The 22,854-nt window shown below is 59.8% G+C and carries 24 protein-coding genes and 2 tRNA genes; 17 read left to right on the forward strand and 9 right to left on the reverse strand.

All coding sequences use genetic code 11. From position 1 onward, the window contains the following. Positions 1-77 (forward strand) — tRNA-Arg (locus BLR94_RS17255). Between the two features lie 42 nt (positions 78-119). Here the strand turns inward: BLR94_RS17255 and bamE are convergent. Beyond that, positions 120-617 (reverse strand): outer membrane protein assembly factor BamE domain-containing protein, encoded by a 498-nt coding sequence (gene bamE / locus BLR94_RS17260; RefSeq protein ID WP_084305932.1) that lies wholly within the window; start codon positions 615-617, stop codon positions 120-122. A 319-nt stretch (positions 618-936) separates the two neighbouring features. On the opposite strand from bamE, the gene mgtE reads away from it, so the two are divergent. Next, positions 937-2,385 carry a magnesium transporter gene (gene mgtE, locus BLR94_RS17265; RefSeq protein WP_084305934.1) on the forward strand — a complete coding sequence of 483 codons (1,449 nt, stop codon included), beginning with the start codon at positions 937-939 and terminating at the stop codon, positions 2,383-2,385. Positions 2,386-2,451: 66 nt separating this feature from the next. On the opposite strand, the gene BLR94_RS17270 is transcribed toward mgtE, so the two are convergent. Beyond that, positions 2,452-2,781 (reverse strand): Arc family DNA-binding protein, encoded by a 330-nt coding sequence (locus BLR94_RS17270; protein WP_084305936.1) that lies wholly within the window; start codon positions 2,779-2,781, stop codon positions 2,452-2,454. A 35-nt stretch (positions 2,782-2,816) separates the two neighbouring features. On the opposite strand from BLR94_RS17270, the gene BLR94_RS27240 reads away from it, so the two are divergent. Next, entirely contained in the window at positions 2,817-3,116 is a 300-nt protein-coding gene (locus BLR94_RS27240; protein WP_139207467.1) for a hypothetical protein, read from the forward strand. 672 nt (positions 3,117-3,788) lie between these two features. On the opposite strand, the gene BLR94_RS17275 is transcribed toward BLR94_RS27240, so the two are convergent. The 3 genes from BLR94_RS17275 to BLR94_RS17285 all read right to left on the reverse strand — a co-directional run bounded on the left by BLR94_RS17275 (position 3,789) and on the right by BLR94_RS17285 (position 5,043). Continuing rightward, positions 3,789-3,974 carry a PA3371 family protein gene (locus BLR94_RS17275; RefSeq protein WP_084305938.1) on the reverse strand — a complete coding sequence of 62 codons (186 nt, stop codon included), beginning with the start codon at positions 3,972-3,974 and terminating at the stop codon, positions 3,789-3,791. 187 nt (positions 3,975-4,161) lie between these two features. Then, a complete protein-coding gene (locus BLR94_RS17280) occupies positions 4,162-4,398 on the reverse strand; it encodes a hypothetical protein (RefSeq protein ID WP_084305940.1) in 237 nt (78 codons plus the stop codon). Between the two features lie 177 nt (positions 4,399-4,575). Then, positions 4,576-5,043 (reverse strand): Lrp/AsnC family transcriptional regulator, encoded by a 468-nt coding sequence (locus tag BLR94_RS17285; RefSeq protein ID WP_084305941.1) that lies wholly within the window; start codon positions 5,041-5,043, stop codon positions 4,576-4,578. A 202-nt stretch (positions 5,044-5,245) separates the two neighbouring features. On the opposite strand from BLR94_RS17285, the gene BLR94_RS17290 reads away from it, so the two are divergent. From BLR94_RS17290 to BLR94_RS17305, 4 genes are all read left to right on the forward strand, one after another. After that, positions 5,246-8,713 carry an indolepyruvate ferredoxin oxidoreductase family protein gene (locus BLR94_RS17290; protein WP_084305943.1) on the forward strand — a complete coding sequence of 1,156 codons (3,468 nt, stop codon included), beginning with the start codon at positions 5,246-5,248 and terminating at the stop codon, positions 8,711-8,713. 88 nt (positions 8,714-8,801) lie between these two features. Continuing rightward, positions 8,802-8,876: transfer RNA gene (locus BLR94_RS17295), tRNA-Arg, on the forward strand. 375 nt (positions 8,877-9,251) lie between these two features. Continuing rightward, positions 9,252-9,911, forward strand: a complete 660-nt coding sequence (locus tag BLR94_RS17300; protein WP_084305945.1) for a YceH family protein — start codon at positions 9,252-9,254, stop codon at positions 9,909-9,911. A 176-nt stretch (positions 9,912-10,087) separates the two neighbouring features. After that, on the forward strand, positions 10,088-11,416 hold the full coding sequence (locus tag BLR94_RS17305; RefSeq protein WP_084305947.1) for an MFS transporter: 1,329 nt from the start codon (positions 10,088-10,090) through the stop codon (positions 11,414-11,416). 3 nt (positions 11,417-11,419) lie between these two features. On the opposite strand, the gene BLR94_RS17310 is transcribed toward BLR94_RS17305, so the two are convergent. From BLR94_RS17310 to flgA, 4 genes are all read right to left on the reverse strand, one after another. Continuing rightward, the gene (locus BLR94_RS17310) at positions 11,420-12,229 is read right to left on the reverse strand and encodes a flagellar brake protein (protein WP_084305949.1); all 810 of its coding nucleotides are present in this window, start codon (positions 12,227-12,229) and stop codon (positions 11,420-11,422) included. Between the two features lie 19 nt (positions 12,230-12,248). Beyond that, positions 12,249-12,716 carry a flagella synthesis protein FlgN gene (locus tag BLR94_RS17315; protein ID WP_084305951.1) on the reverse strand — a complete coding sequence of 156 codons (468 nt, stop codon included), beginning with the start codon at positions 12,714-12,716 and terminating at the stop codon, positions 12,249-12,251. A gap of 105 nt (positions 12,717-12,821) precedes the next feature. Then, a complete protein-coding gene (gene flgM, locus BLR94_RS17320; protein ID WP_084305953.1) occupies positions 12,822-13,157 on the reverse strand; it encodes a flagellar biosynthesis anti-sigma factor FlgM in 336 nt (111 codons plus the stop codon). Positions 13,158-13,322: 165 nt separating this feature from the next. After that, entirely contained in the window at positions 13,323-14,081 is a 759-nt protein-coding gene (flgA, locus tag BLR94_RS17325; protein WP_084305955.1) for a flagellar basal body P-ring formation chaperone FlgA, read from the reverse strand. Positions 14,082-14,160: 79 nt separating this feature from the next. Between flgA and BLR94_RS17330 the strand changes: the two genes are divergently transcribed. The 10 genes from BLR94_RS17330 to BLR94_RS17375 all read left to right on the forward strand — a co-directional run bounded on the left by BLR94_RS17330 (position 14,161) and on the right by BLR94_RS17375 (position 22,853). Beyond that, a complete protein-coding gene (locus BLR94_RS17330; RefSeq protein ID WP_084305957.1) occupies positions 14,161-15,096 on the forward strand; it encodes a chemotaxis protein CheV in 936 nt (311 codons plus the stop codon). Between the two features lie 107 nt (positions 15,097-15,203). Beyond that, entirely contained in the window at positions 15,204-16,031 is an 828-nt protein-coding gene (cheR, locus tag BLR94_RS17335; RefSeq protein ID WP_084306197.1) for a protein-glutamate O-methyltransferase CheR, read from the forward strand. 284 nt (positions 16,032-16,315) lie between these two features. Next, positions 16,316-16,726 (forward strand): flagellar basal body rod protein FlgB, encoded by a 411-nt coding sequence (gene flgB / locus BLR94_RS17340; protein WP_084305959.1) that lies wholly within the window; start codon positions 16,316-16,318, stop codon positions 16,724-16,726. An 11-nt stretch (positions 16,727-16,737) separates the two neighbouring features. Beyond that, on the forward strand, positions 16,738-17,181 hold the full coding sequence (gene flgC / locus BLR94_RS17345; protein ID WP_084305961.1) for a flagellar basal body rod protein FlgC: 444 nt from the start codon (positions 16,738-16,740) through the stop codon (positions 17,179-17,181). A 14-nt stretch (positions 17,182-17,195) separates the two neighbouring features. Beyond that, positions 17,196-17,903: a flagellar hook assembly protein FlgD gene (locus BLR94_RS17350; protein ID WP_084305963.1), complete on the forward strand. Its 708-nt coding sequence runs from the start codon at positions 17,196-17,198 to the stop codon at positions 17,901-17,903. Between the two features lie 24 nt (positions 17,904-17,927). Next, positions 17,928-19,247: a flagellar hook protein FlgE gene (flgE, locus tag BLR94_RS17355; protein ID WP_084305965.1), complete on the forward strand. Its 1,320-nt coding sequence runs from the start codon at positions 17,928-17,930 to the stop codon at positions 19,245-19,247. A 169-nt stretch (positions 19,248-19,416) separates the two neighbouring features. Then, positions 19,417-20,157 carry a flagellar basal body rod protein FlgF gene (locus BLR94_RS17360; protein ID WP_084305967.1) on the forward strand — a complete coding sequence of 247 codons (741 nt, stop codon included), beginning with the start codon at positions 19,417-19,419 and terminating at the stop codon, positions 20,155-20,157. A gap of 46 nt (positions 20,158-20,203) precedes the next feature. Continuing rightward, positions 20,204-20,989, forward strand: coding sequence for a flagellar basal-body rod protein FlgG (flgG, locus tag BLR94_RS17365; RefSeq protein ID WP_084305969.1), 786 nt, complete (start codon positions 20,204-20,206; stop codon positions 20,987-20,989). A gap of 59 nt (positions 20,990-21,048) precedes the next feature. After that, a complete protein-coding gene (gene flgH / locus BLR94_RS17370) occupies positions 21,049-21,744 on the forward strand; it encodes a flagellar basal body L-ring protein FlgH (protein ID WP_084305971.1) in 696 nt (231 codons plus the stop codon). 11 nt (positions 21,745-21,755) lie between these two features. Further along, entirely contained in the window at positions 21,756-22,853 is a 1,098-nt protein-coding gene (locus BLR94_RS17375; protein ID WP_084306198.1) for a flagellar basal body P-ring protein FlgI, read from the forward strand. Position 22,854 lies beyond the last annotated feature (1 nt).

Consider the following 22,854-nt stretch of genomic DNA (forward strand, 5'->3'; position numbering starts at 1 on the left):
GGACTCATAGCTCAGCTGGATAGAGTACTCGGCTACGAACCGAGCGGTCGGAGGTTCGAATCCTCCTGAGTCCGCCATACCAAGAAGGGCCTGCAGCGATGCAGGCCCTTTTTCTTTGCTCAGCGTTTTCCTGTGACGCAGTCATTCTGGTCGAAGCTCACCGTACGCCGCTGGTCATTGCCCTTGCGGGCATAGTGATAGGTTGTCTGGCCGTTACGTCGACTGATGCGCTCAGGTTTGCCCAGGGCGCTCTCCACATCCCTGCGGGTCATGCCCGTGCGTACCTGCTTCCTGATGACCGCTTCGCGTCTGGTGTTGCCGGTGACGAGATTGCCGCAGCCATCCTGCCGCTCTCCGATCACGGTCAAAGAGCTGCCAGTGGTGGTTGCTTCCTTGCTTTCGGCCCTGGGTTGAGGTGTTGCCAGAGGAACGGCTGCGCCACTTCCGGGTCTGGCGTTGTGGGTTTCCTGAATGTGCTGCCGCTGGCTTTCTGCGCAGCCATGAAGGGTGAAGGTGATGTGGCCTTCGGCGTCCTCGCAGCGAAACACGCTGGATGCGAATAGTGGTGCAGGGTACAGCGCGATGGCGCAGGCGGCTGCGCAGTATATCCATTGCATGGTGACGTCCTCCTTGACGTGTACCGGAAAGCTTAGCCGATGCTGCTTTCGTCGCCAGGTGTCTTCTTTCGAGCTGTCGGCGTCGGACTATCCAGCTCATGCGACTGATATCAGGAAAGCGCTGCAAGCGCTTGTCTTGCCATGCCTTTGTCACGTGCTGGGTTGATTGGCGTGTTATTATTCGCCGGTCAGCCTCGCCGAGGCTTGTGGATCCTCACCATGGACTTACCCAGTAGTAACCCAGAATTCCAAGTGTGCAATCGCGTATTGACTGATTGATCCCCGCTGGCGCGCGCCGCTGCTGGGGGCGGAGTGTGCCATGTCCGAAGTAGAAACCAAGAAGCCGCAAGAAAGTCTGCAGGATCGACTCGCTCAGGTCGTCGAGCTACTGCAGCGGCATCGGCTGGTCGAAGATCTTACCCACCGTCAGGAGGGCCACCATCAGGATCGCGTCGAAGGCCTGGTGCACCGGCAGAATCTCGCCGAGCTGCAGCGCAAGCTCGATGATCTGCACTCCGCCGACGTCGCCTATATTCTCGAGGCGCTCCCCCTGGAGGACCGCCTGGCCATCTGGCAGCTGGTCAAGGCGGATCGCGATGGTGACATCCTTCTCGAAGTGTCCGACGCGGTGCGTGAGACGCTGCTCGCCGACATGGAGGATCATGAGATCCTCGCGGCGGCCAAGGAGATGGATGCCGACGAGCTGGCGGATCTGGCCTCCGAACTGCCCCGTGATGTCGTTCATGAGCTCATGGAAACCCTCGATGCCCAGCAGCGCGAACGGGTGCGTTCCGCGCTTTCCTACGAGGAGGAGCAGGTCGGCGCGCTGATGGACTTCGAGATGGTCACCATCCGCGAGGATGTCAGTCTGGAAGTGGTGCTACGTTATCTGCGTCGTCTCAAGGAGCTGCCGGGGCATACCGACAAGTTGTTCGTGGTCGACTACGACGGCGTGCTCAAGGGCGTGCTGTCGATCAAGCGTCTATTGGTCAATGACCCCGACAAGCAGGTTGCCGAGGTCATGGCCAATGATCCCGTCAGCTTCCATCCCGATGAAGATGCCTACGATGCCGCTCAGGCCTTCGAGCGCTACGACCTCATCTCTGCGCCAGTGGTCGACAAGAACGGCAAGCTGATCGGCCGTCTGACCATTGACGAGATGGTCGACCTGATTCGTGAGGAAAGCGAAAGCGAAGTCCTAAACATGGCCGGTCTACGTGAAGAGGAAGATATCTTCGCCTCGGTCTGGAAATCGCTTCGCAACCGCTGGGCGTGGTTGGCCATCAACCTGGTTACTGCATTCATGGCGTCACGGGTCATCGGTCTGTTCGAAGGCTCCATCGAAAAGCTGGTGGCGTTGGCGGCCTTGATGCCGATCGTCGCCGGTATCGGAGGGAACTCGGGTAACCAGACCATCACCATGATCGTTCGCGCGATGGCGCTCGACCAGGTCAGTACCGGCAATGGCAATACTTCGCGGTTGATTCGCAAGGAGCTGGGCGTCGCCTTGATCAATGGCCTGGTCTGGGGCGGGGTGATCGGGGTGGTGGCGTACGGGCTTTATGACAGCTGGTCGCTAGGCGTCGTGATGACCGCGGCGATGACGCTCAACCTACTTCTGGCCGCGCTGATGGGCGTGCTGATTCCAATGACCCTGATGCGTGTGGGGCGTGACCCTGCGATGGGGGCCAGTGTGATGATCACTGCCGTCACCGACAGCGGTGGGTTTTTCATCTTCCTGGGACTCGCGTCGATATTCCTGCTTTAGCAGGAGGGGGCGCTTGTTCCAGGCAACAAAAAAACCGGCAGGAGCCGGTTTTTTGTTTTTGCAGCTTCAGTCGTCGTTGCCGGCGGCCATCTCTGCATCGTGCGCGATCAGTGCAACCAGAGCGTTCTGCTGGCGACGCGACAGCTGGCGGAAGCGCTGCAGCAGCTCCCGCTCGTGCAGGGAAAGCTCGGGGCTGTCCAGGCGTACACCGGCTTCATCGTCCAGAGCACCTTCCTGAAGCATGCTCTGCTCCAGGCGTGCAATGATCTCGGAATTCATGCTGCGGTGGTGTTGACGAGCGACATCAGCGATGCGCTCGCGCATGCCGTCGGGCAACCGAACGACGAACTTGTCAGCCGTACGGCTGGAGTAGATAGCCTGTTTCATAGGGCGCATACATCAACCAATTAGTTCAAGGAAGCGAAGCCGTAATGGCATATAGCTACGAAAGTGCCGTTATTTCGACCATCTCGAGCGGCAGCCGTTCAACCGCGGCCAGCATTTTGTCTGGTGATCGTGCTTCTTGTCAGCAAATAATTGACGCCAATTACGTGTCGTATTCTGGCTTGGGTAAAGGCTTTTTGCCAGTACATTTATCGAAATTATTTTCGAATGCGCTGCAAGTCACATTTGCCGAGGTTTTTCTGGCGCCATGGCGCAGCGCTGAACCGGGTCATGCAGGCATTTACGCAAGGCTGTGCGTGTCTGTCCTGTGGGACGGGATAAAGTGAGGCGCCGCGTCTATATTCTGCTGGCCGCGCGGTACCGGTTGTGAATTACGTCGCCTCTGATTTTCAAGGTGAACGGCTTCGTCCCGGCACGCATCGAGGGCTGGTGACAGGTAGATTGATCATCTGATGGAGCATTCGGGAGTGAGCATGGGCAGCGTGTTCGAAGCTGCTGGGCGGTAAGGCCAGGGCTCCGTGCTCTGCTCAAGCCGCGGTAGAGGACACGGTCGCTGTCTCTCCCTAAGCGGTTGGAAAATGCCTGTAATCCGCCGACTTGGCCATGAGTCGGCAGGCCAATGGTATGGCTTGTGGTGTAGTCGACGCTTTGGCTGGCGGCGCAGGCTAGCTGATGCTGATCAACGGTTCACGTGGGTACCGGCCGTAGGTTCGACGTGTAGGCCGATCTGCTGCCCACTCTGCTCATCGTCTCGTCGACGCCGTCTTGTTGCGCTCACGGCTGCCTTGGCGAAAGCGTGAAACGCCCTGTGAGCTCGAGGTCAGGTTGGCCGCAATGCCGGTGGGCTCATGGTGACGGAGGCAGCCAGGAGAGCACGCCATGTGGTCGTCTAGGCAATTCTGAACCGTTGAAACGTGCGGTCCATGGGGGGGGCGACTGATCGATGCGCTGGCTGGCTCGGTCGATGAGCTTGCCGTAACGCTTCTGTGGCGCGGCGGTTAACGGAGAACCGGGTCGAATTTGACGCGTTTGCCAATCAACAGTGCGACAGCCAGCGACACGCCGCTGATGCTTAGTACCACCTTGGCCGCTGCGCTCAGCCACTCTGCGTGGCCAGGGCCTATCCATAACAGGCTTGCGGACACCAGTGCCATCAGCAGAAACAATACGGCTGGTTTCGACATCATGCTCTCCTCGCGTTCTGCGCCAGGTAGTTAGAAAAACGGGTCATGGGGACCATTCTGGTCATCTCTGGAAGTCTGTGGCGGAGCACCATCCGAAAGTCCGTCAATCAGCCAGATTGCGACGCATGCAATGGTCGCCAGCAGCAATATGAAACCTGGGAAGAATACGCTCCACATGGCCTGGTACTCAGAACGTGAAGCGTTGTTGCGGGCGGGGTTGCCACTCACTGTTGGTCAGCGGCTTGGCTTCGAACTGACCAGCTTCGGCCTTGGTTGCATGTTGGAACTGCACGGGGATAGCGCGCATCTGCTGAACCAGCTGCATGGCTGTGGCCTGTTGCTGGTTATTTTGATAGTTGGCGAATGCGGCGCCTGCTAGCAGGGTCAGGGCGATGGCTGTGGCCAGAGCGATGAGGCTGTTCATGATGGGGATCTCGCATTCGGATTCTATGCGAGATAAAGAGCAGTTCCCGTGCCAATCTTTTTTCAATAAAAAAACCTTTTAAATCAGTATCTTAATCTATTTTGGAAACGCTCTTTTCGTGCATGTTGCAAGGTGCGCGTTTTGCTGCATTGCAAAATGCATGAACGCTAAGTGAGGTCAATCCAATGGCAGCTCGGTCGTGCGTTTGACCTGGCTCATCGCGATGCCTGAATGGGCTTCCTGGACGTGAGGGCGTTGTAACAGTTGGTCGCGCAAAAACCGCTCATAATCAGCGATATCCCGTGCAACCACTTTGAGCAGGTAGTCGGAGCTACCGGCCATGGTGTAGCACTCGAGAACCTCAGGATAGCCGGTGATGGCCTGTTCGAATTCATCGAGATTGCTGCGCCCGTGCGCCGACAACTTGATATTGACGAAAACGGTGATGTTGAAGCCGAGCCGTTTATGGCTGAGCAGCGCCACCTTGCGCTCTATGAAGCCTTCTTGCTGCAAGCGATTGATGCGACGCCAGCAGGGCGATTGGGACAGTTCCACCTTCTGGGCGATTTCGGCGGCACTCAGGTCGGCGTTGCGTTGCATCAGGCGCAGGATGCGGCGGTCGATGGCGCTCAATGGCTCATGCATGTTCGTTTCCATTTAGTGGTTTTCATCGCAACGTTCATGCTCAGTATTGGCACTGACGGTAAGAATGAGAAAGAAAAAATCGCAGAGCTCCGGTCTATGCTTAGGGCAGTCATCCACGCAGTGATCCTGGTGGGTGTGGACAGGCGGCACCCACCGTTTCCGCTTGAAAAGGTCGCTATAAAAACAACAGGAGCGCCGCCCTATGTCTTTGGCCGACATCCGCCTGGACGACAAGTACCGTCTCGCCACGGGTCATCTGTATCTGACCGGTACCCAGGCACTCACCCGCCTGCCCATGCTGCAGAAACAGCGCGATAGCGCCGCTGGCCTGAATACGGCCTGTTTCATTTCCGGTTACCGCGGATCGCCGCTCGGGGGCCTGGACAAGAGCCTGTGGGAGGCCCGTGAATTTCTTCAGCAAAATGCCATCCATTTTCAGCCGGGTGTCAATGAAGAACTCGGTGCCACCGCCGTGTGGGGCAGCCAGCAGACCAACCTGTTTCCAGGGGCGCGCTACGATGGTGTATTCGCTCTGTGGTATGGCAAGGGGCCTGGTGTCGACCGCAGTGGCGATGTGTTCAAGCACGGTAATTCGGCGGGCGTTTCGCCCCATGGTGGTGTATTGCTGCTGGCGGGTGATGACCACGGCTGCAAGTCTTCGACCATCGCCCATCAGAGCGAACATGCGTTCATCGCGGCGTCGATCCCGGTTCTAAACCCAGCCAACGTCCAGGAAATCCTTGACTACGGCATCATCGGCTGGGAGCTGTCGCGCTACAGCGGCTGCTGGGTGGCGCTGAAAACCATCGCCGAAAACGTCGACTCTTCTGCCGTGGTGGATGTCGACCCGCAGCGTGTCGAGATCAGCCTGCCGGATGACTTCGAGTTGCCGGAGGAGGGCGTACACATTCGCTGGCCGGATCCGCCCCTTGCCCAGGAAAAGCGCCTCAACGTCTACAAGATCTATGCGGCGCGAGCTTTTGCCCGCGCCAATGGCCTCAACAGGATAATGCTCGACTCACCCAATCCCCGCCTGGGGATCGTTACCACCGGCAAGTCCTATCTGGATGTGCGCCAGGCTCTGGAGGATCTCGGCCTGGATGAAGCGCTTTGCGCACGGATCGGCTTGCGTGTGCTCAAGGTTGGTATGAGCTGGCCCCTGGAGCCGGTCTCAGTACACGACTTCGCCGAAGGGCTGGATGAAATTCTGGTCGTCGAGGAGAAGCGCAGCATCATCGAGGATCAATTGACCGGGCAGTTGTACAACTGGCCGGTCGGCAAACGCCCCAGGGTGGTGGGTGAGTTCGACGAGCAGGGTCTGTCACTGCTGCCCAACCTCGGTGAGTTGACGCCCGCGATGATCGCTCGGGTCATTGCCCGACGGCTGTCCCCTTTTTACGCCAGCGCGGTGATCGAGGCGCGCCTCGACTTTCTCGATGCCAAGGAAAAGGCCCTGGCGGCGCGCAGCTACAGCACTGTGCGTACCCCGCATTTCTGCTCGGGTTGCCCGCACAACAGCTCCACCAAGGTGCCTGAAGGTAGCCGAGCCATGGGCGGCATCGGCTGCCACTACATGACGCAGTGGATGAATCGCAGCACCGAAACCTTCACCCAGATGGGCGGCGAAGGGGTGACCTGGATCGGTCAGGCGCCGTTCACCGAGACGCCGCACGTGTTCCAGAACCTCGGTGACGGCACCTACTTCCACTCCGGGCATCTGGCGTTGCGCGCTGCAGTCGCGGCAGGCGTCAACATCACTTACAAGATCCTCTACAACGATGCGGTGGCCATGACCGGTGGTCAGCCCGTGGATGGGGAGTTGCGTGTCGACCAACTGAGCCAGCAGGTATTCGCCGAAGGTGTGAAACGCATCGCGGTGGTCAGCGACGAGCCGGACAAATACCCGAGTCGCTCGAGCTTCGCGTCGATCACCACCTTTCACCACCGCCGTGAACTGGATGCCGTGCAGCGTGAAATGCGCGAATTCAAGGGGGTTTCGGTAATCATCTACGATCAGACCTGCGCGACCGAGAAACGCCGTCGGCGCAAGCGCGGCAAGCTGGTCGACCCGGCCCGGCGGGTCTTCATCAACGCTGCGGTATGTGAGGGTTGTGGCGACTGCAGCATAAAATCCAACTGCCTGTCGGTGCTGCCGCTGGAGACCGAACTGGGTCGCAAGCGGGAGATCGACCAGAACGCCTGCAACAAGGATTTCAGTTGTCTGGACGGCTTCTGCCCCAGTTTCGTGACCGTGCACGGTGGGCAGTTGCGCAAGCCGCAGGCGGCCGGGGCGGGTGCGTTGTTCGTTGCGCTGCCGCAGCCGCGCCTGCCGTCCTTGCAGCGGCCTTGGAGCATTCTGCTGCCCGGTGTCGGCGGTAGTGGGGTAACCACGGTCGGGGCCTTGCTGGGGATGGCGGCGCATCTGGAAAGCAAGGGTTGTACAGTGCTCGACCAGGCGGGCCTGGCGCAGAAGTTCGGCCCGGTGAACACCCATGTACGTATCGCCGCCCGTCAGGATGATATCCATGCGGTGCGTATCGCCGCTGGTGAGGCGGATCTGCTGATCGGCTGCGACCTGGTGGTGGCGGCCGGCGAGGATGCTCTCGCCAAGCTCAACGAACAGGTCTCCCATGCGGTGATCAACAGCCATGAGGCGGCTACCGCCGAATTCACTCGTAATCCCGATGCCCAGGTGCCGGGGCAGGCGATGCGCCAGGCGTTGAGCGATGCCATTGGAGCGAACAAGACCTGGTTCGTCGATGCCACTCATCTGGCGACTCGGCTGCTAGGCGATAGCATCGCCACCAACCTGTTCATGCTCGGTTATGCCTACCAGAAGGGCCTGGTGCCAATCAGCTCGGAAGCCATCGACAAAGCCATCGAACTCAACAACGTGGCGGTCGCATTCAATCAGCAGGCATTTCTCTGGGGGCGGCGAGCGGCACATGACGCCGCAGCTGTCGAGCGTCTGGTGCGGCCTGCGATTGCAGAGGCCCCGCGTTGCGAAACGCTGGAGGCCATCATCGAGGATCGGGTCACGCGTCTGACCGCCTATCAGAATACGGCCTACGCACAGCGCTACCGGCAATTGGTCATGCGGGTCCGTGAGCATGACAGCGATGCTCAGCGTCGACTTAGCCAGGCCGTGGCGCGTCATTACTTCAAGTTGCTCGCTTACAAGGATGAGTACGAAGTCGCACGCCTGTATAGCGACAGCGCTTTCAGCGAGGCATTGCGGGCGCAGTTCGAGGGTGATTTCCGCTTGCAGTTTCATCTGGCGCCGTCCTGGCTCGGCCTTACCGACAAGGTGACCGGCGAGCCCCGCAAGCGCAGCTTCGGGCCCTGGATGCTGAAGGCATTCAAGGTGCTCTCGACACTGCGCTTTCTGCGTGGCACCTGGCTGGATCCTTTCGCCCGCAGCGAGGAGCGCCAGTTGGAGCGCCGCCTGATCGACGATTATGAGCGCAGTGTTGGAAAACTGCTGGAGGGGCTGACCACTGCCAACTACCAGACTGCGCTGGCCATCGCCGAGCTACCAGAGCAGATCCGCGGCTATGGCCACGTCAAGGAGAACGCGGTGCTTAGCGTGCGTGAGCAGGAGCGGCAGTTGCAGATACGCATGAAGGCGGGCGAGATTGCGGTGGTGAGGATGTTCGAGCCAGCGGCCTGATGAGCGATAGCGTGTCAACGGCATGACAAATCCCGTCGTGATGGTTAACATGCCGGCCGGCTGCTGTAATGGGCGGCGGATCGAACGGGTCTCCTTAGTTCAACGGATAGAATAAGCCCCTCCTAAGGGCTAGATGCTGGTTCGATTCCAGCAGGGGACGCCATGATCCGGCGCTGAGGGCGACGAGTCCCATCGCGGTTCAGCCCAATCTGTTTGCGTTAGCCTGATAAAAAACCAAAAAAAGACCCGGCAAAAAGCCGGGTCAATAACCGTGATTAGCCTGATGAGGAGATAAACTGGAGCGTCCGTCTGGATGCATTCAGATTATCAAGCCAGCTTCGCAGCTGACGAAGTAGATAATAATCATTCTCGAGTATTTGTCAATACAAATCCTTCTCATTTCGCTCTCTGTTTTTTCCTGATTGCTGTTTGCCCAGGAAAATCAGCGATTTGCGCGGCGCGAAATTACGCGTCCAGCGTGTCATCTTGTTGGCGCACCGGCTACGCTAGGGGCATTCCCCACAGCCAGGTAAGCGTCATGTCCGATCAGCTTAACGATGTAGGCGGCAGAGAGCCGTTGACTGCGGTCGACGTGCGCATTCTCGGCAGCTTGATCGAAAAACAGGCCACGACCCCGGAAGCCTATCCCCTGACGCTGAACGCGCTGGTGCTGGCCTGCAATCAGAAGACCAGTCGCGATCCGTTGATGAGCCTCACCCAGGGGGCCATCGGGCAGGCCCTGCGACGCCTTGAAGAACAAGGCCTGGTGAAGTTGGTCATGGGCAGCCGTGCCGACCGCTGGGAGCACCGCGTCGACAAGGTGCTGGAGCTGGTCTCGCCGCAAGTCGCGCTGCTAGGCTTGCTGTTCCTGCGTGGGGCGCAGACGATCAGCGAACTGCTCGCACGAGGCGGCCGCCTGCATGATTTCGATGATGCGGAGCAGGTACAACACCACCTAGAGCGTTTGCTCGGGCGACATCTGGTGAGCCTGGTCGAGCGGCTGCCGGGGCAGCGCGAGGATCGCTACATCCACCTGCTGGGTGATCCGACTGAGCTGCAATCGCAGTTGCAGCAACGTGCGGCTCAGGGAGAGCGCTCGGCAACCGGATCCTCTGCCGATCGTCTTGAAGCGCTCGAAGCCCGCATCATTGCACTCGAGACGCGCCTGGCCGCGCTGGAAGGCGATGCCGCCAATTGAACGAGCATCGTCGCGGCGGGGTTGCAGTAGGCCTAGGAATAATGAACTGTTGCGGGCCAGGCATCATCCATATGGCACGGCGATCATCGACCGTGCCTGACTGCCTGCCCAGCGGTTGTCGTTGATCGAGATTGAGCCTCCTTCGGGAGCGGGTTACAAGGAGTCGTTGCAGTCCAATGCGTTTGATCTGGCAATCCTTCAGTTCGTTATACATCGCCACTGTCCTGATGCTGCTGGGCTCAGGTCTGCTGAGTACCTACCTGGCGCTACGCCTCGCCGAGTCCGGGGAGGGCGTGTGGGCTGGTGCGCTGATGGCGGCCAACTATTTCGGGCTGGTGCTCGGTGGCAAGATCGGCCACCGATTGATCGCCCGGGTCGGGCACATTCGTGCTTATGTGGCTTGCGCCGGGGTAGTCACCGCCGCCGTGCTCGGGCATGGCCTGCTCGACTGGTTGCCAGCCTGGCTGGTGCTGCGCGTCCTGGTGGGGCTGGGCATGATGTGCCAGTACATGGTCATCGAGAGCTGGCTGAACGAGCAGGCCGAGAGCAAGCAGCGCGGGCTGGTATTCGCCGGCTACATGGCGGCGTCCTACCTGGGGCTGGTGCTGGGCCAACTGGTGTTGGTGGTACACCCGACGCTGGGGCTGGAACTGCTGATGCTGGTGGCTCTGGCGTTCGCGCTGTGTCTGGTGCCTGTGGCACTGACCCGGCGCCTGCACCCTGCGCCACTGCATCCTGCGCCGCTGGAGATCCGCTTCTTCTTCAAGCGTGTCCCGCTGTCGCTGACCACCATCGGCGTGGCTGGCCTGATGATCGGCTCCTTCTACGGCCTGGCGCCCCTCTATGCTGCCAATATGGGCCTGGCGACGGAGCAGGTGGGTATCTTCATGGGGTGCTGCATTCTCGCCGGCCTGATCGTTCAGGCCCCCCTGGGCTGGCTGTCGGACCGCTTCGACAGGGTCAAGCTGATACGTGGCATGGCCGGCCTCATGGTGGTGGTGGCTGCACCGTTGGCAATGCTGTCAGAGGCGCCGCTGCTGTTGCTGATTTCGGTCGGTTTCATCGTCAGCATGCTGCAATTCAGTCTCTATCCGCTGGCCGTGGCATTCGCCAATGACCATGTCGAGGCCGAGCGCCGAGTGTCGCTGACCGCGATGCTGCTGGTGACCTTCGGTGTTGGCGCCTGTATCGGCCCGCTGCTGGTTGGCGTGTTGATGCGCTTTTTCGGCGCCAACATGCTGTATGCCTTCTTTTGCTTATGTGGGTTATTTCTGGTCTGGCGAGTCCGTTCGGACATCGTCACCCGCCTCCACCAGGTCGATGATGCACCGTTGCAGCACGTGGCCATGCCCGTCAACATGACGGCGTCGCCACTGGTGGCGGCATTGGATCCCCGCGTCGACGAGCAGGTGGTTCAGGAGCAAATGCAGGAACCTGTGCTGGATGATGCTGGCGTGCCGGGTGACGACTCTGAAAACACGCCTGAGGCGGCGCCGCAAGCCTGATACTTATAGAAAAGTGTCGCTTTCGAAACGACGGGCTTCACGTTGCAACTGATAGACGAACCGCTCCACCAGCCGCTGCTGCAGCCCATCGAGGTTGGCGAAGTGCAGGCCGGCAAACGTCAGGTCGAGTTTGTCGTCATAACGGGTGTGGCGCAGCTCTACGGTGGTCTCCAGGCGGCCTACCGGCAGCAGCGCGTGAAAGTCTTCGTACAGTTGCCCTGGCTGCAGGCTTTCGCTGGCGTTTCCGGGTAGGCGAACCTTGCAGCCCGAGGCCGAGATATCGAGCATCAGGCCCTCCAGCGGTTTGCCCAACCTGGGCCCGCTGATTTCCACCCTGACTTGGTCGGATTGCTTGACCGCTGCCCGGAAAGCGTTGCGGCGCTGGTGATAGAGCACTTCTGCGGGGATGCCGCCGACATAGCAGCGTTCGCCCTGATATTCGCTTACCTGCATGCCCGTCGGGCAATCCCAGGCTATACGTACGCCCTCGTGATAGGACTCGACACGAAACGCTTCGCCATTCTGCATGTAGCGCTCGCCATCGCTGGGCATCATCTCGTCGAGGATCAGCAGGTTGCGGTCACGGTCGATCTCTATCACATAGCTCTGGAAACGCTGGTCGCGCTCATGGAACATGATGATCAAAGGGTCGTTGTGGTGCTGTAGAAGGCGTAGGTTGGCAACGATTTCCACGGGTGCCTTGAGCACTTTCGGGGGTTGCGGGCCACCGTCCTGAACGAAGGGGTTGGACACGGTCCAGAGATCTCCGGGGCAAGGTACTGCGGCGTCAATGATGTGCCACCTTGGGCTCATTGCGCATCTTGTCGTTATGTCAGGCCTGGCTGAGCGGGCGCTTGCCGCCGATTTTAGCGGTACTGCCGCTGCTGTCATAGAGCGATGGCGTCTCGTTTCCGCGCAGAATGCTGAGCATGTTTTCCGTGGATTTCTGGCTGGATCGAATGATTCGCCCATTGCGCAGGTTGGCGCTCTGACAGGTTTCGAGCAGGGCGCTCAGTCGCTCGCTGGCGTCGAGCAGTGCAGGGCCTTGATCGGAGCGCTCAGCGAGCACCTTCAGACCAGCGAGGTCAGCACTGAGGTTAAGGTCGAGGAGTACCCGGGAGCGGGCCTTACCATGTTGATCAAGGCTGGCCAGCAGAGGCTGCTTGTCTGCCAGGATCTGCTGCAGGCATGACAGGTCATTTTCGCTGAGGGCGCGGAATTCACACTCGATCAGCTCATGCAATCGTTGTGCATGGCCGATATCCTCGTTGAACAGGTCAAGCAGGGTGGTCGCGTTCATAAGCGGGCTCTCTGGGGTCGAACCTATCCGGGCTCTGCCTGCCTACGGGCTGGCAACAGTCAAAACGGTTTCTGGGCGTCCAACACCCCAAAGCGAGCCCGAAGACTAGCGTTGGGATTCGAAGTTGAGCAGCTTGCTGGCGACGCGCTGGCTGTCGACCTGATAGCTACCGTCGGCGACAGCCTGCTTCAGCTTGGCTACTCGATCAGTATCCACTACCGGTTGGTCGCGCAGTTTGTCGACGGTCTTTTGCAACTGTTGCGCTTCGCTGCTCAATTGCACGGATTCGCCGCTCTTGCTGCTGACAGCTGCTTTCTGTGCGGTGGCTTCGCTGCCAGTGGCCTTGTTCTCGATGGCTTCGCTCTTGCCGCCCTGAACGCTACCGGCACGTGTGGTGCTGGCTGGTGTGCTGCTGTTGAGTCGGTTGAAATCGATGACCATGATACAAAACCTCTGACGTAGTTTGGACGCTTGCCTAGTGTGTCGGCCATGCCCGAGAAAACTTTAAGCAAAAAAAACGCGTCGCTCGCATAGTCTAAAACAGTCGTCTTCGCCAGTCAGCCAATCGATTCTCCAAGTCGTGACATTGATGATCATCGCGGCTGCCTACATCGACACTTCAACCTGGCCCGGCCCGGTCACTCGAGCGCGAACCACACGTTGTGAGCGCAGATTACGCACACTGATCTGCTTACCCAGCGCGCCGTCGGAGAGTGCCTCGCCGGGCATGCGTACGTTAATGCCGCCGGTGCGCGCACTTATCACCACCTGATCGCCGCGGCGGATCAGTTCCGCCTGGCGGATATGCACGGGCGCGAGAACCTGATCCGGCTGCATGGCGCGCGTGGCCTTTCTGCCTATCGCCTGATCCATGTCGCTCAGGTAGCCCTGGTTGAGCAGGCCGACATCGCGCTCCGCCAACATCATATCGGCTTCACTGAGAACAGCCTCGCGCTTCACCGGCCGTACCAGTGTGACGACCTCACGGTACAGGCGCACCTGGCCGGGCACGAACACTGTCCAGGGCGCTGTCCCATCGCAGCGTACGCGCATGGTTACCCGGCCCACTGGCTCGGCGGGCGTCTCCAGGGTGGTTGTCAAGGGCTGGTCGCACAATGGAAGCCGCAGGCGAGGATCCAGGCGGTTGACCGTCACTTCGTGGCGGGCCTGGATACTGCTGCGTTGCAAATAGTCCTCGACTGCTTGCTCAAGAAAACGCTGGGTCTCGCCGATAAGCTGATCGGGCAGGGTGACGGAGGCAGTCGTCAGCGTGCTATAGCCGAGCGCCAGTAAAGCAGGTAAAACTGCCAGGCAACGAAGGCTCTTGGCCATCGCGCGTCGAATAATTGTCGTTTGTGCATTCATGTCTGGTTGGAAGCAAGGCGCGTGCCGCCTGCTACGCTGACCTCATCAGATGCGTCATTGGAATCATGGGAGCCCGTACATGGCCGGTGTGATGGATTCGGTCAACCAGCGTACTCAGCTGGTTGGGCAGAATCGCCTGGAACTGTTGCTGTTTCGTCTCGACGGCCCACAGCTGTACGGGATCAACGTCTTCAAGGTGAAGGAGGTGTTGCAATGCCCGAAACTCACCATAATGCCCAAGTCGAGCCCGGTGGTGCGCGGCGTGGCGAACATCCGCGGTGGCACCATCCCCATCCTTGACCTGTCCATGGCGACGGGCAAGCGGCCGCTCGGTGATCTGCAGGGGAGTTTCGTCATCATCACCGAGTACAACACCAAGGTGCAGGGCTTCCTGGTGCGTTCGGTGGAGCGCATCGTCAACATGAACTGGGAAGAGATCCACCCGCCACCCAAGGGTACCGGGCGCGATCACTACCTGACTGCGGTAACGCGGCTGGATGACAAGCTGGTCGAAATCATCGACGTGGAGAAGATCCTCGCCGAAGTGGCGCCTACCTCCGAGGTGATTTCCGTCGGCGTGGTGGATGCCGAGACGCAGACCAAGGCCGTCAGCCAGCATGTGCTGATCGTCGACGACTCCTCGGTGGCGCGTAAGCAGGTGATGCGCTGCTTGCAGACGGTCGGTGTCGAGGTCACGGCATTGAACGACGGGCGCCAGGCATTGAGCTTCCTGCGGGCGATGGCCGATGAGGGCAAGTCGCCCGAGCAGGAGTTGCTGATGCTCATCTCCGATATCGAGATGCCTGAAATGGATGGCTACACCCTGACCGCCGCGATTCGTTCCGACCCACGTATGCAGAAGCTGCACATTCTCCTGCATACTTCTCTGTCCGGAGTATTCAACCAAGCTATGGTGAAGAAAGTGGGGGCCAATGATTTTCTGGCGAAATTCCGCCCGGACGATCTGGCTTCTCGAGTGGTCGAACGCATCAAGTCGAGCGATCACTCGGCATAACGCATCAACTGCCCGGGTCTGCCCAATGGGCGGTGGCGGCAAAAACGGCAGGTGCGCTTCGGCTCGCCTGCCGCATTCGATTTTTACAGATGGGCGAGGCTCCGCGAGTGTCTTCAGGTAATTTGGATTTCGAGCAATTCCGGATATTTCTGGAAAAGGCCTGTGGCATCGTACTGGGTAGCAACAAGCAGTACCTGGTTTCCAGCCGCTTGAACAAGCTGATGGAGAGCCACGGTATCAAATCCCTGGGCGACCTGGTTCAGCGCATGCAGACCCAGCCGCGTAGCGGCCTGCGTGAACAGGTGGTCGATGCCATGACCACCAATGAAACGCTGTGGTTTCGCGATGCCTATCCGTTCGAGGTGCTGAAGAATCGCGTACTGCCGGAGCTCATCAAGGCCTACCCGGGGCAACGCCTGCGTATCTGGTCGGCAGCTTGCTCGTCGGGCCAGGAGCCGTATTCGCTGTCGATGAGCATCGATGAGTTCGAGCGGAGTAATCTGGGCCAATTGAAGGGCGGGGTGCAGATCGTCGCCACCGATCTTTCGCCGACCATGCTCAACAACTGCAAGTCCGGCGAATATGACAGCCTGGCCATGGGGCGTGGTCTCGCTGCGGAACGTCTGCAGCGCTATTTTGATCCCAAGGGGCCGGGGCGCTGGGTGGTCAAGCCAGCGATCAAGAGCCGCGTCGAATTTCGCCCCCTCAACCTGCTGGACAGCTATGCCAGCCTTGGCAAATTCGACATCGTGTTCTGTCGCAACGTGCTGATTTACTTCTCGGCCGATGTGAAGAAGGACATCCTCACGCGCATCCATACGATGCTCAAGCCGGGCGGCTATCTGTTCCTCGGCGCTTCCGAAGCGTTGAACGGCCTGCCTGAGCGCTATCAGATGGTGCAATGCAGCCCAGGCATCATATACAAAGCCAAATGATCCAATCAAAACGCAGAGCGGGAGGCCTAGGCCTCCCGTTCTGCGTTTTGGCGCGTCCGCGGCGCTGACAGTGTTCCGTCGCTCCCGCGTCAGAAAAGCGGCAAGCCCGTGCTCAATTGCCGCTCGAACCTGCCAATCGGCGGAAAAGCTTTGCCGCTTGTGCCCGCCTTTTCCTGTATTTTTTTCTTATCCGGCTGATTTAAAAAGAAAAAAATAAATTGGCATGTGCTTTGCTGTGAACTTTGCACACAAACAGGCTAGCCGCCACGGCAAAGGTTCCTGAGATGAGCATCAGCTTCGATAACGCACTTGGCATTCACGAAAAGGCATTGAGCTACCGTGCCCAGCGTGCCGAAGTGCTGGCGAACAACATGGCGAATGCCGATACGCCCAATTACAAGGCCCGTGATCTGGATTTCGCTTCCGTTCTGGCCCAGCAGGCGGCCAAAAGCAACGCAAGCGGCAACTCCGGGCTGAAAACCACCAACAGTCGCCATATCGCAGCAGAAGGCGTGCCAATGGGCGATGCGGTGCTGGCCTATCGAACGCCAACCGCCCCTTCGATCGATCAGAACACCGTGGACGCTCAGGTCGAGCAGGCCAACTACGCCGAAAACGCGGTGGCCTTCCAGACCAGCTTCACGCTGCTCAACAGCAAATTCAAAGGGCTCGTCAGCGCCCTGCGTGGTGAATAAAGGAGCCGCATATGTCACTTACCAGCGTGTTCAACATCGCCGGAACCGGCATGAGTGCCCAGAGCACTCGGCTGAATACCATTTCCAGCAATATCGCCAACGCCGAATCGGTCTCCTCGAGCATCGACCAGACCTACCGGGCGCGTCATCCAGTGTTCGCCACCGTGTTCCAGCAGGCGCAGGGTGGCGAGAACGGCTCACTGTTCGCTGATCAGGATCAATCCGGCGCCGGTGTCCAGGTGCTGGGCATCGTCGAGGACCAGAGCACGCTGGTGCCACGCTACGAGCCGAATCATCCGGCCGCCGATGAAAAGGGTTACGTGTATTACCCCAATGTCAACGTGGTCGAGGAAATGGCGGACATGATTTCAGCCAGTCGTGCGTTCCAGACCAACGTGGAAATGATGAATACCGCCAAGCAGATGATGCAGCGCGTGCTGACGCTCGGTCAGTGAAGGGAGTTGCCTAGATGAGCACCATCAACACCTCTGAATCGATCCTGTCGGGACTCTCGGGTTCAACGAGTACCAGTTCCAGCAGCTCCAGCAGTACGAGCAGCGCTGAAAGCTCGCTGGGCAAGACCGATTTCCTGCAACTGCTGGTTACCCAATTGAACAACCAGAACCCGCTTGATCCTCAGGACAACACCGAGTTCGTGGCGCAATTGGCACAGTTCAGCAGCGTGGAAAGTCTGCAGAACCTGAACTCGTCCATGGATACCATTCTCAGCGGGTTCCAGTCGTCCCGCGCGCTCCAGGCATCCGCACTGGTCGGTCGTTCGGTGTTGGTGGAAACCGGTCAGGCCCTGGTGGACACCAGTGAAACGGGGACCAGCCTGTACGGTTCGCTGGATCTGCCGTCCACCAGCTCCAACGTCTCGGTGGCGGTCTATGACTCGTCAGGCGAGAAGGTCAAGACAATAAGTCTGGGGCAAAAGGCCTCGGGCAGCGTCGACTTTTCCTGGGACGGTACCGGCGACGATGGCACCACCCTCGACTCTGGCACTTATACCTTCAAGGCCACGGCCACCATCGATGGGACCGAAACCGCACTGACCACCTATCTGCCGGCTGTCGTCAACAGTGTGACGCTTGGTCAGGACGGTGAAGAGATGACCCTCAACCTTGCAGGACTGGGCGGCGTTGCGCTGTCGAAAGTCAAAATGATCGGCCAGTAACCGGCTCGCCGGAAGGAGTGTTAGATGTCTTTCAATATCGGCCTGAGCGGTTTGAACGCCGCCAGCAAGAACCTCAACGTGACCGGTAATAACATCGCCAACGTGGGGTCGACGGGTTTCAAGGCGTCGAGGGCGGAGTTCGCCGACATTTACGCCACCTCAATGCTCGGTTCCGGAAGAAACACCACCGGCAGTGGTGTGCTGACGGCTGCCGTTTCCCAGCAGTTCACCCAGGGTAATATTTCCTCGACCGGCAACAGCCTCGACCTGGCGATCAATGGCAACGGTTTCTTCGTGATGAGCGACGGCGGGGCGCGTTCCTACACGCGTAACGGCACCTTCAATGCCGACCGCGAGGGCTATATCGTCGACAGCGCCGGCAGCAGGTTGCAAGGCTACGGCATCGACGCCAATGGTGCGATCGTGAATGGCGTGGTGTCCGACCTGATGGTCGATACCGCCAACCAGCTGCCGAATGCGACGACCTCGATCACCCAGAAGGTCGCTCTCAATTCGACCGTTTCGACGCCCACTACATCGCCGTTCGATGCATCCATCGCCACCAGCTACAACTGGTCGACGTCGGTGGATATCTATGATTCGCAGGGTAACTCCCACACGATGTCGCAATACTTCGTGAAGAGTGGTACCGACAGCAATACCTGGACCATGTACGTGACGATCGATGGGCGCAACCCCAACGATCCCACCAGTACCGTTCCCTACAATGCCACGGTGAGCTTCGACGCCTCGGGCAGCCTGGTGGGCACCACGTCGAATTCGACGGGCCTCACCAGCACCACCAGCGGGGTATTCTCCCTGAACAACTGGGTGCCGGCGGCGGTTACCAACAGCACCACCAACCCGGTCACCTGGGGCTCGAACGGTGCCGCGGCGAGTACGTCGGGGGTCAAGTTGGACATGCGCGGTTCGTCGCAGACCAATACCGCTTTCGCGGTCAACAGCCTCACCCAGGACGGCTATACCACCGGCCAACTCTCGGGCTTGTCGATCAGCGATGACGGCAGCATGTTCGCCACCTACACCAATGGCCAGTCCAAGGTGATCGGCCAGGTCATTCTGGCCTCGTTCGCCAACATGCAGGGCCTGACGCCGGTGGGCAACACAAACTGGGTCGAGTCCTATGCGTCGGGCGAGCCCGTCATCGGCACGCCGGGTTCCGGCACCCTGGGTTCGCTCACCTCAGGGTCGCTGGAAGATTCCAACGTCGACCTGACGGCCGAGTTGGTTAACCTGATCGTCGCCCAGCGCAATTATCAGGCGAACGCCAAGACCATCGAGACCGAAAGCACCATTTCGCAGACCATCATCAACCTTCGCTGAGCGAGCGGCAGATTTCTGCCGTTGCTGGTTTTTTTTACAGGCCTCTTTCGAGGCCTTTTTCTTTTATTTCAGTCACTTATATGTTTTTTTGGGTTGTGGCACAGCGTTTGCTTTATCAGCCTTGAAAGATGTTTGGGTCACCCAGGCCCGTCACCTTTGAGGTTTGCATATGGACAAGATGCTGTACGTATCCATGACTGGCGCCCACAACAATACGTTGGCCCAGCGGGCACACGCCAACAATCTGGCGAACATTTCCACCAGCGGTTTCCGGCGTGACTTCGAGCAGGCACGCGCCATGCCGATCTTCGGCGAGACCCAGCCTAGCCGTGTGTTCGCCATGAGCGAGCGACCAGGTACCGATTTCACTCCCGGCGCTATGCAAGAGACCGGGCGGGATCTTGACGTCGCGATCGGGGGGCAGGGCTGGTTGGCGGTACAGGCGCCCGACGGTAGCGAGGCCTATGTCCGCACCGCCAGCCTCAACGTCGATGCCATGGGCATGTTGCGCACCGGCAATGGCATGCCGGTGATGGGCAATGCCGGGCCGATCGCGGTGCCGCCGCAGCAGAAGATCGAGATCGGCCAGGATGGCACGATCAGCATTCGTGCCCTCGGCGAGGCGCCCAATGTGCTGGCCGAGGTGGATCGGCTGAAACTGGTGAATCCTGACCTCAAGCAGATGCAGAAAGGCACGGACGGGATGATTCGTTATACCGGGCAGCAGCCCCCCGAGGCGGACGCCACGGTCCAGGTGACTTCCGGTTTCCTCGAGGCCAGCAACGTCAATGCGGTCGAGGAGATGACCTCGATCCTGGCGCTGTCCCGGCAGTTCGAGCTGTCGGTGAAAATGATGCGTACCGCTGAAGACAATGACACGGCCATGGCGCGTGTCTTGCAGATGAGCTGATAACCAACACGTGGCGCCATGAATCCGGCGCCCGAGGAGAAACGCTATGCTTCCGGCACTGTGGGTCAGCAAGACCGGCTTGTCCGCTCAGGACATGAACCTGACGACCATTTCCAACAACCTGGCCAACGTTTCGACTACGGGCTTCAAGCGTGATCGCGCGGAGTTCGAGGATCTGCTCTATCAGATCCGTCGTCAGCCCGGTGGTCAGTCCAGCCAGGACAGCCAGTTGCCCTCCGGATTGCAACTCGGCACCGGGGTACGCATCACGGGCACCCAGAAGATTTTCACGGCCGGCAGCCTGCAGACCACCGAGCAGCCCCTGGATCTGGCGATCAACGGGCAAGGATTCTTCCAGATCCTGATGCCCGATGGCACGGTTTCCTATACCCGGGATGGCAGCTTTCACCTCAACTCGGACGGGCAGGTAGTAACGTCGCAGGGCTTTGCGCTCGAGCCTGCCATCGTGCTGCCCGCCGAGGTGCGTACGTTCACCGTGGGTGAGGACGGTACCGCTTCGGTCACCACCACGGGGAATGCCCAGCCGCAGATCGTCGGCAATCTGCAGACCGCCGACTTCATCAACCCGGCGGGCCTGGAAGCCATCGGCAACAACCTGTTCCTGGAAACCGCTTCCAGCGGTGCGCCCCAGGTGGGAACGCCCGGCCTCAACGGTTTGGGCACCACCTTGCAGAACACCCTGGAGAACTCCAACGTCAGCGTGGTCGAGGAGATGGTCAACATGATCACCACGCAGCGCGCCTACGAAATGAACTCCAAGGTCATTTCCACCGCTGACCAGATGCTGTCCTTCATCACGCAGAACCTTTAAGACCCGGGTAGGGCACCAGCCCGTCCCTCGATACGCCTGAACGCTGTGAGGTAGTGGTTATGAACCGCTTGGTGTGTGTGTTCTCGATTCTCGGCAGCCTGGTGCTGAGCGGCTGCGTGGCGCCTGCCGCCAAGCCCAACGATCCGTACTACGCCCCCGTGTTGCCGCGTACGCCGCTGCCGGCTGCGCAGAACAATGGCTCGATTTTCCAGTCGGGGTTCGAGAGCAACCTGTATGGTGATCGCAAGGCGTTCCGGGTCGGCGATGTCATCACCATCACGCTCAACGAGCGTACCCAGGCGAGCAAGAACGCCAGCTCGCAGATCAAGAAGGACAGCACCACCAGCCTGGGCCTGACTTCACTGTTCGGTGGCGGCGTGTCGGCGAACAATCCGTTGACCGGAAACCCGATGTCGCTTGGCGCCGAATACACCGGTTCGCGTGATACCGACGGTTCCGGCCAGGCCGGGCAGAGCAACAGCCTGACCGGTTCGATCACCGTGACGGTGGCCGAAGTGCTGCCCAACGGATTGCTGGTGGTTCGTGGCGAGAAGTGGATGACCCTCAATACCGGCGACGAGCTGGTACGCATCGCCGGCCTGGTTCGTTCCGATGACGTGGCCCGCGACAACAGTGTGGCCTCGACCCGTATCGCCGATGCGCGCATCACTTACTCCGGCACTGGCGCCTTTGCCGACGCCAGCCAGCCAGGGTGGCTGGACCGCTTCTTCATCAGTCCGCTGTGGCCGTTCTGAGGAACATGATCATGCGTAAATGGATCGTCACCGTCGCTGTCCTGTTGCTGGCTTCTGCCGCTCACGCCGAGCGCCTGAAGGACATCGCCAGCATCCAGGGCGTGCGCAGCAACCAGTTGATCGGTTACGGCCTGGTGGTGGGGCTCAGTGGCAGCGGTGACCAGACCACCCAGACACCGTTCACCGTGCAGACCTTCAACAACATGATGGCGCAGTTCGGCATCAAGGTGCCGGAAGGTGGCAACGTGCAGTTGAAGAACGTCGCCGCGGTATCGATCCACGCCGACCTGCCGCCATTCGCCAAGCCGGGGCAGACCATCGACATCACCATTTCCTCCATCGGCAACGCCAAGAGCCTGCGCGGTGGCAGCCTGCTGATGACGCCACTCAAGGGCATCGACGGAAACACCTACGCCATCGCCCAGGGCAACCTGGTGGTGGGCGGCTTCGATGCCAGTGGCGCCGATGGTTCGCGGATCACCGTCAACGTGCCGTCGGCCGGTCGCATTCCCGGTGGCGCCACGGTCGAGCGTCCGGTGCCGAGTGGTTTCGATCAGGGCAATACCCTGACGCTGAACCTCAACCGTCCGGATTTCACCACGGCCAAGAATATCGTCGACCACATCAACGAGCTGCTCGGCCCGGGCGTCGCCCAGGCCCTGGACGGTGGCTCGATTCGTGTCAGCGCGCCACTCGACCCAAGCCAGCGTGTCGACTACCTGTCGGTGCTGGAGAACCTCGAGGTCGACGCAGGCCAGGCGGTAGCCAAGGTCATCATCAATTCGCGTACCGGCACCATCGTGATCGGCCAGAACGTGCGTGTGCAGCCTGCCGCGGTTACCCATGGCAGCCTGACGGTGACCATTACCGAAGACCCGGTGGTCAGCCAGCCCGGTGCGTTGTCCGGCGGCCAGACCGCCGTGGTGCCCCGCTCGCGTGTCGGCGCCGACGAAGAAAAGAAACCGATGTTCAAGTTCGGCCCCGGCACCACCCTCGACGAGATCGTACGAGCGGTGAACCAGGTGGGCGCTGCGCCTTCCGATTTGATGGCCATCCTGGAGGCGCTCAAGCAAGCCGGCGCCCTGCAGGCCGACCTGATCGTGATCTAAA

It is taken from the genome of Phytopseudomonas flavescens, from assembly GCF_900100535.1.
Taxonomy (GTDB): domain Bacteria; phylum Pseudomonadota; class Gammaproteobacteria; order Pseudomonadales; family Pseudomonadaceae; genus Aquipseudomonas; species Aquipseudomonas flavescens.

What these genes read in the sequence shown, in the direction of transcription:
- bamE (WP_084305932.1), bottom strand. Translation starts at nt 617, where the DNA reads ATGCAATGGATATACTGCGCAGCCGCCTGCGCCATCGCGCTGTACCCT.
- mgtE (WP_084305934.1), top strand. Translation starts at nt 937, where the DNA reads ATGTCCGAAGTAGAAACCAAGAAGCCGCAAGAAAGTCTGCAGGATCGA.
- BLR94_RS17270 (WP_084305936.1), bottom strand. Translation starts at nt 2,781, where the DNA reads ATGCGCCCTATGAAACAGGCTATCTACTCCAGCCGTACGGCTGACAAG.
- BLR94_RS27240 (WP_139207467.1), top strand. Translation starts at nt 2,817, where the DNA reads ATGGCATATAGCTACGAAAGTGCCGTTATTTCGACCATCTCGAGCGGC.
- BLR94_RS17275 (WP_084305938.1), bottom strand. Translation starts at nt 3,974, where the DNA reads ATGTCGAAACCAGCCGTATTGTTTCTGCTGATGGCACTGGTGTCCGCA.
- BLR94_RS17280 (WP_084305940.1), bottom strand. Translation starts at nt 4,398, where the DNA reads ATGAACAGCCTCATCGCTCTGGCCACAGCCATCGCCCTGACCCTGCTA.
- BLR94_RS17285 (WP_084305941.1), bottom strand. Translation starts at nt 5,043, where the DNA reads ATGCATGAGCCATTGAGCGCCATCGACCGCCGCATCCTGCGCCTGATG.
- BLR94_RS17290 (WP_084305943.1), top strand. Translation starts at nt 5,246, where the DNA reads ATGTCTTTGGCCGACATCCGCCTGGACGACAAGTACCGTCTCGCCACG.
- BLR94_RS17300 (WP_084305945.1), top strand. Translation starts at nt 9,252, where the DNA reads ATGTCCGATCAGCTTAACGATGTAGGCGGCAGAGAGCCGTTGACTGCG.
- BLR94_RS17305 (WP_084305947.1), top strand. Translation starts at nt 10,088, where the DNA reads ATGCGTTTGATCTGGCAATCCTTCAGTTCGTTATACATCGCCACTGTC.
- BLR94_RS17310 (WP_084305949.1), bottom strand. Translation starts at nt 12,229, where the DNA reads ATGAGCCCAAGGTGGCACATCATTGACGCCGCAGTACCTTGCCCCGGA.
- BLR94_RS17315 (WP_084305951.1), bottom strand. Translation starts at nt 12,716, where the DNA reads ATGAACGCGACCACCCTGCTTGACCTGTTCAACGAGGATATCGGCCAT.
- flgM (WP_084305953.1), bottom strand. Translation starts at nt 13,157, where the DNA reads ATGGTCATCGATTTCAACCGACTCAACAGCAGCACACCAGCCAGCACC.
- flgA (WP_084305955.1), bottom strand. Translation starts at nt 14,081, where the DNA reads ATGAATGCACAAACGACAATTATTCGACGCGCGATGGCCAAGAGCCTT.
- BLR94_RS17330 (WP_084305957.1), top strand. Translation starts at nt 14,161, where the DNA reads ATGGCCGGTGTGATGGATTCGGTCAACCAGCGTACTCAGCTGGTTGGG.
- flgB (WP_084305959.1), top strand. Translation starts at nt 16,316, where the DNA reads ATGAGCATCAGCTTCGATAACGCACTTGGCATTCACGAAAAGGCATTG.
- flgC (WP_084305961.1), top strand. Translation starts at nt 16,738, where the DNA reads ATGTCACTTACCAGCGTGTTCAACATCGCCGGAACCGGCATGAGTGCC.
- BLR94_RS17350 (WP_084305963.1), top strand. Translation starts at nt 17,196, where the DNA reads ATGAGCACCATCAACACCTCTGAATCGATCCTGTCGGGACTCTCGGGT.
- flgE (WP_084305965.1), top strand. Translation starts at nt 17,928, where the DNA reads ATGTCTTTCAATATCGGCCTGAGCGGTTTGAACGCCGCCAGCAAGAAC.
- BLR94_RS17360 (WP_084305967.1), top strand. Translation starts at nt 19,417, where the DNA reads ATGGACAAGATGCTGTACGTATCCATGACTGGCGCCCACAACAATACG.
- flgG (WP_084305969.1), top strand. Translation starts at nt 20,204, where the DNA reads ATGCTTCCGGCACTGTGGGTCAGCAAGACCGGCTTGTCCGCTCAGGAC.
- flgH (WP_084305971.1), top strand. Translation starts at nt 21,049, where the DNA reads ATGAACCGCTTGGTGTGTGTGTTCTCGATTCTCGGCAGCCTGGTGCTG.
- BLR94_RS17375 (WP_084306198.1), top strand. Translation starts at nt 21,756, where the DNA reads ATGCGTAAATGGATCGTCACCGTCGCTGTCCTGTTGCTGGCTTCTGCC.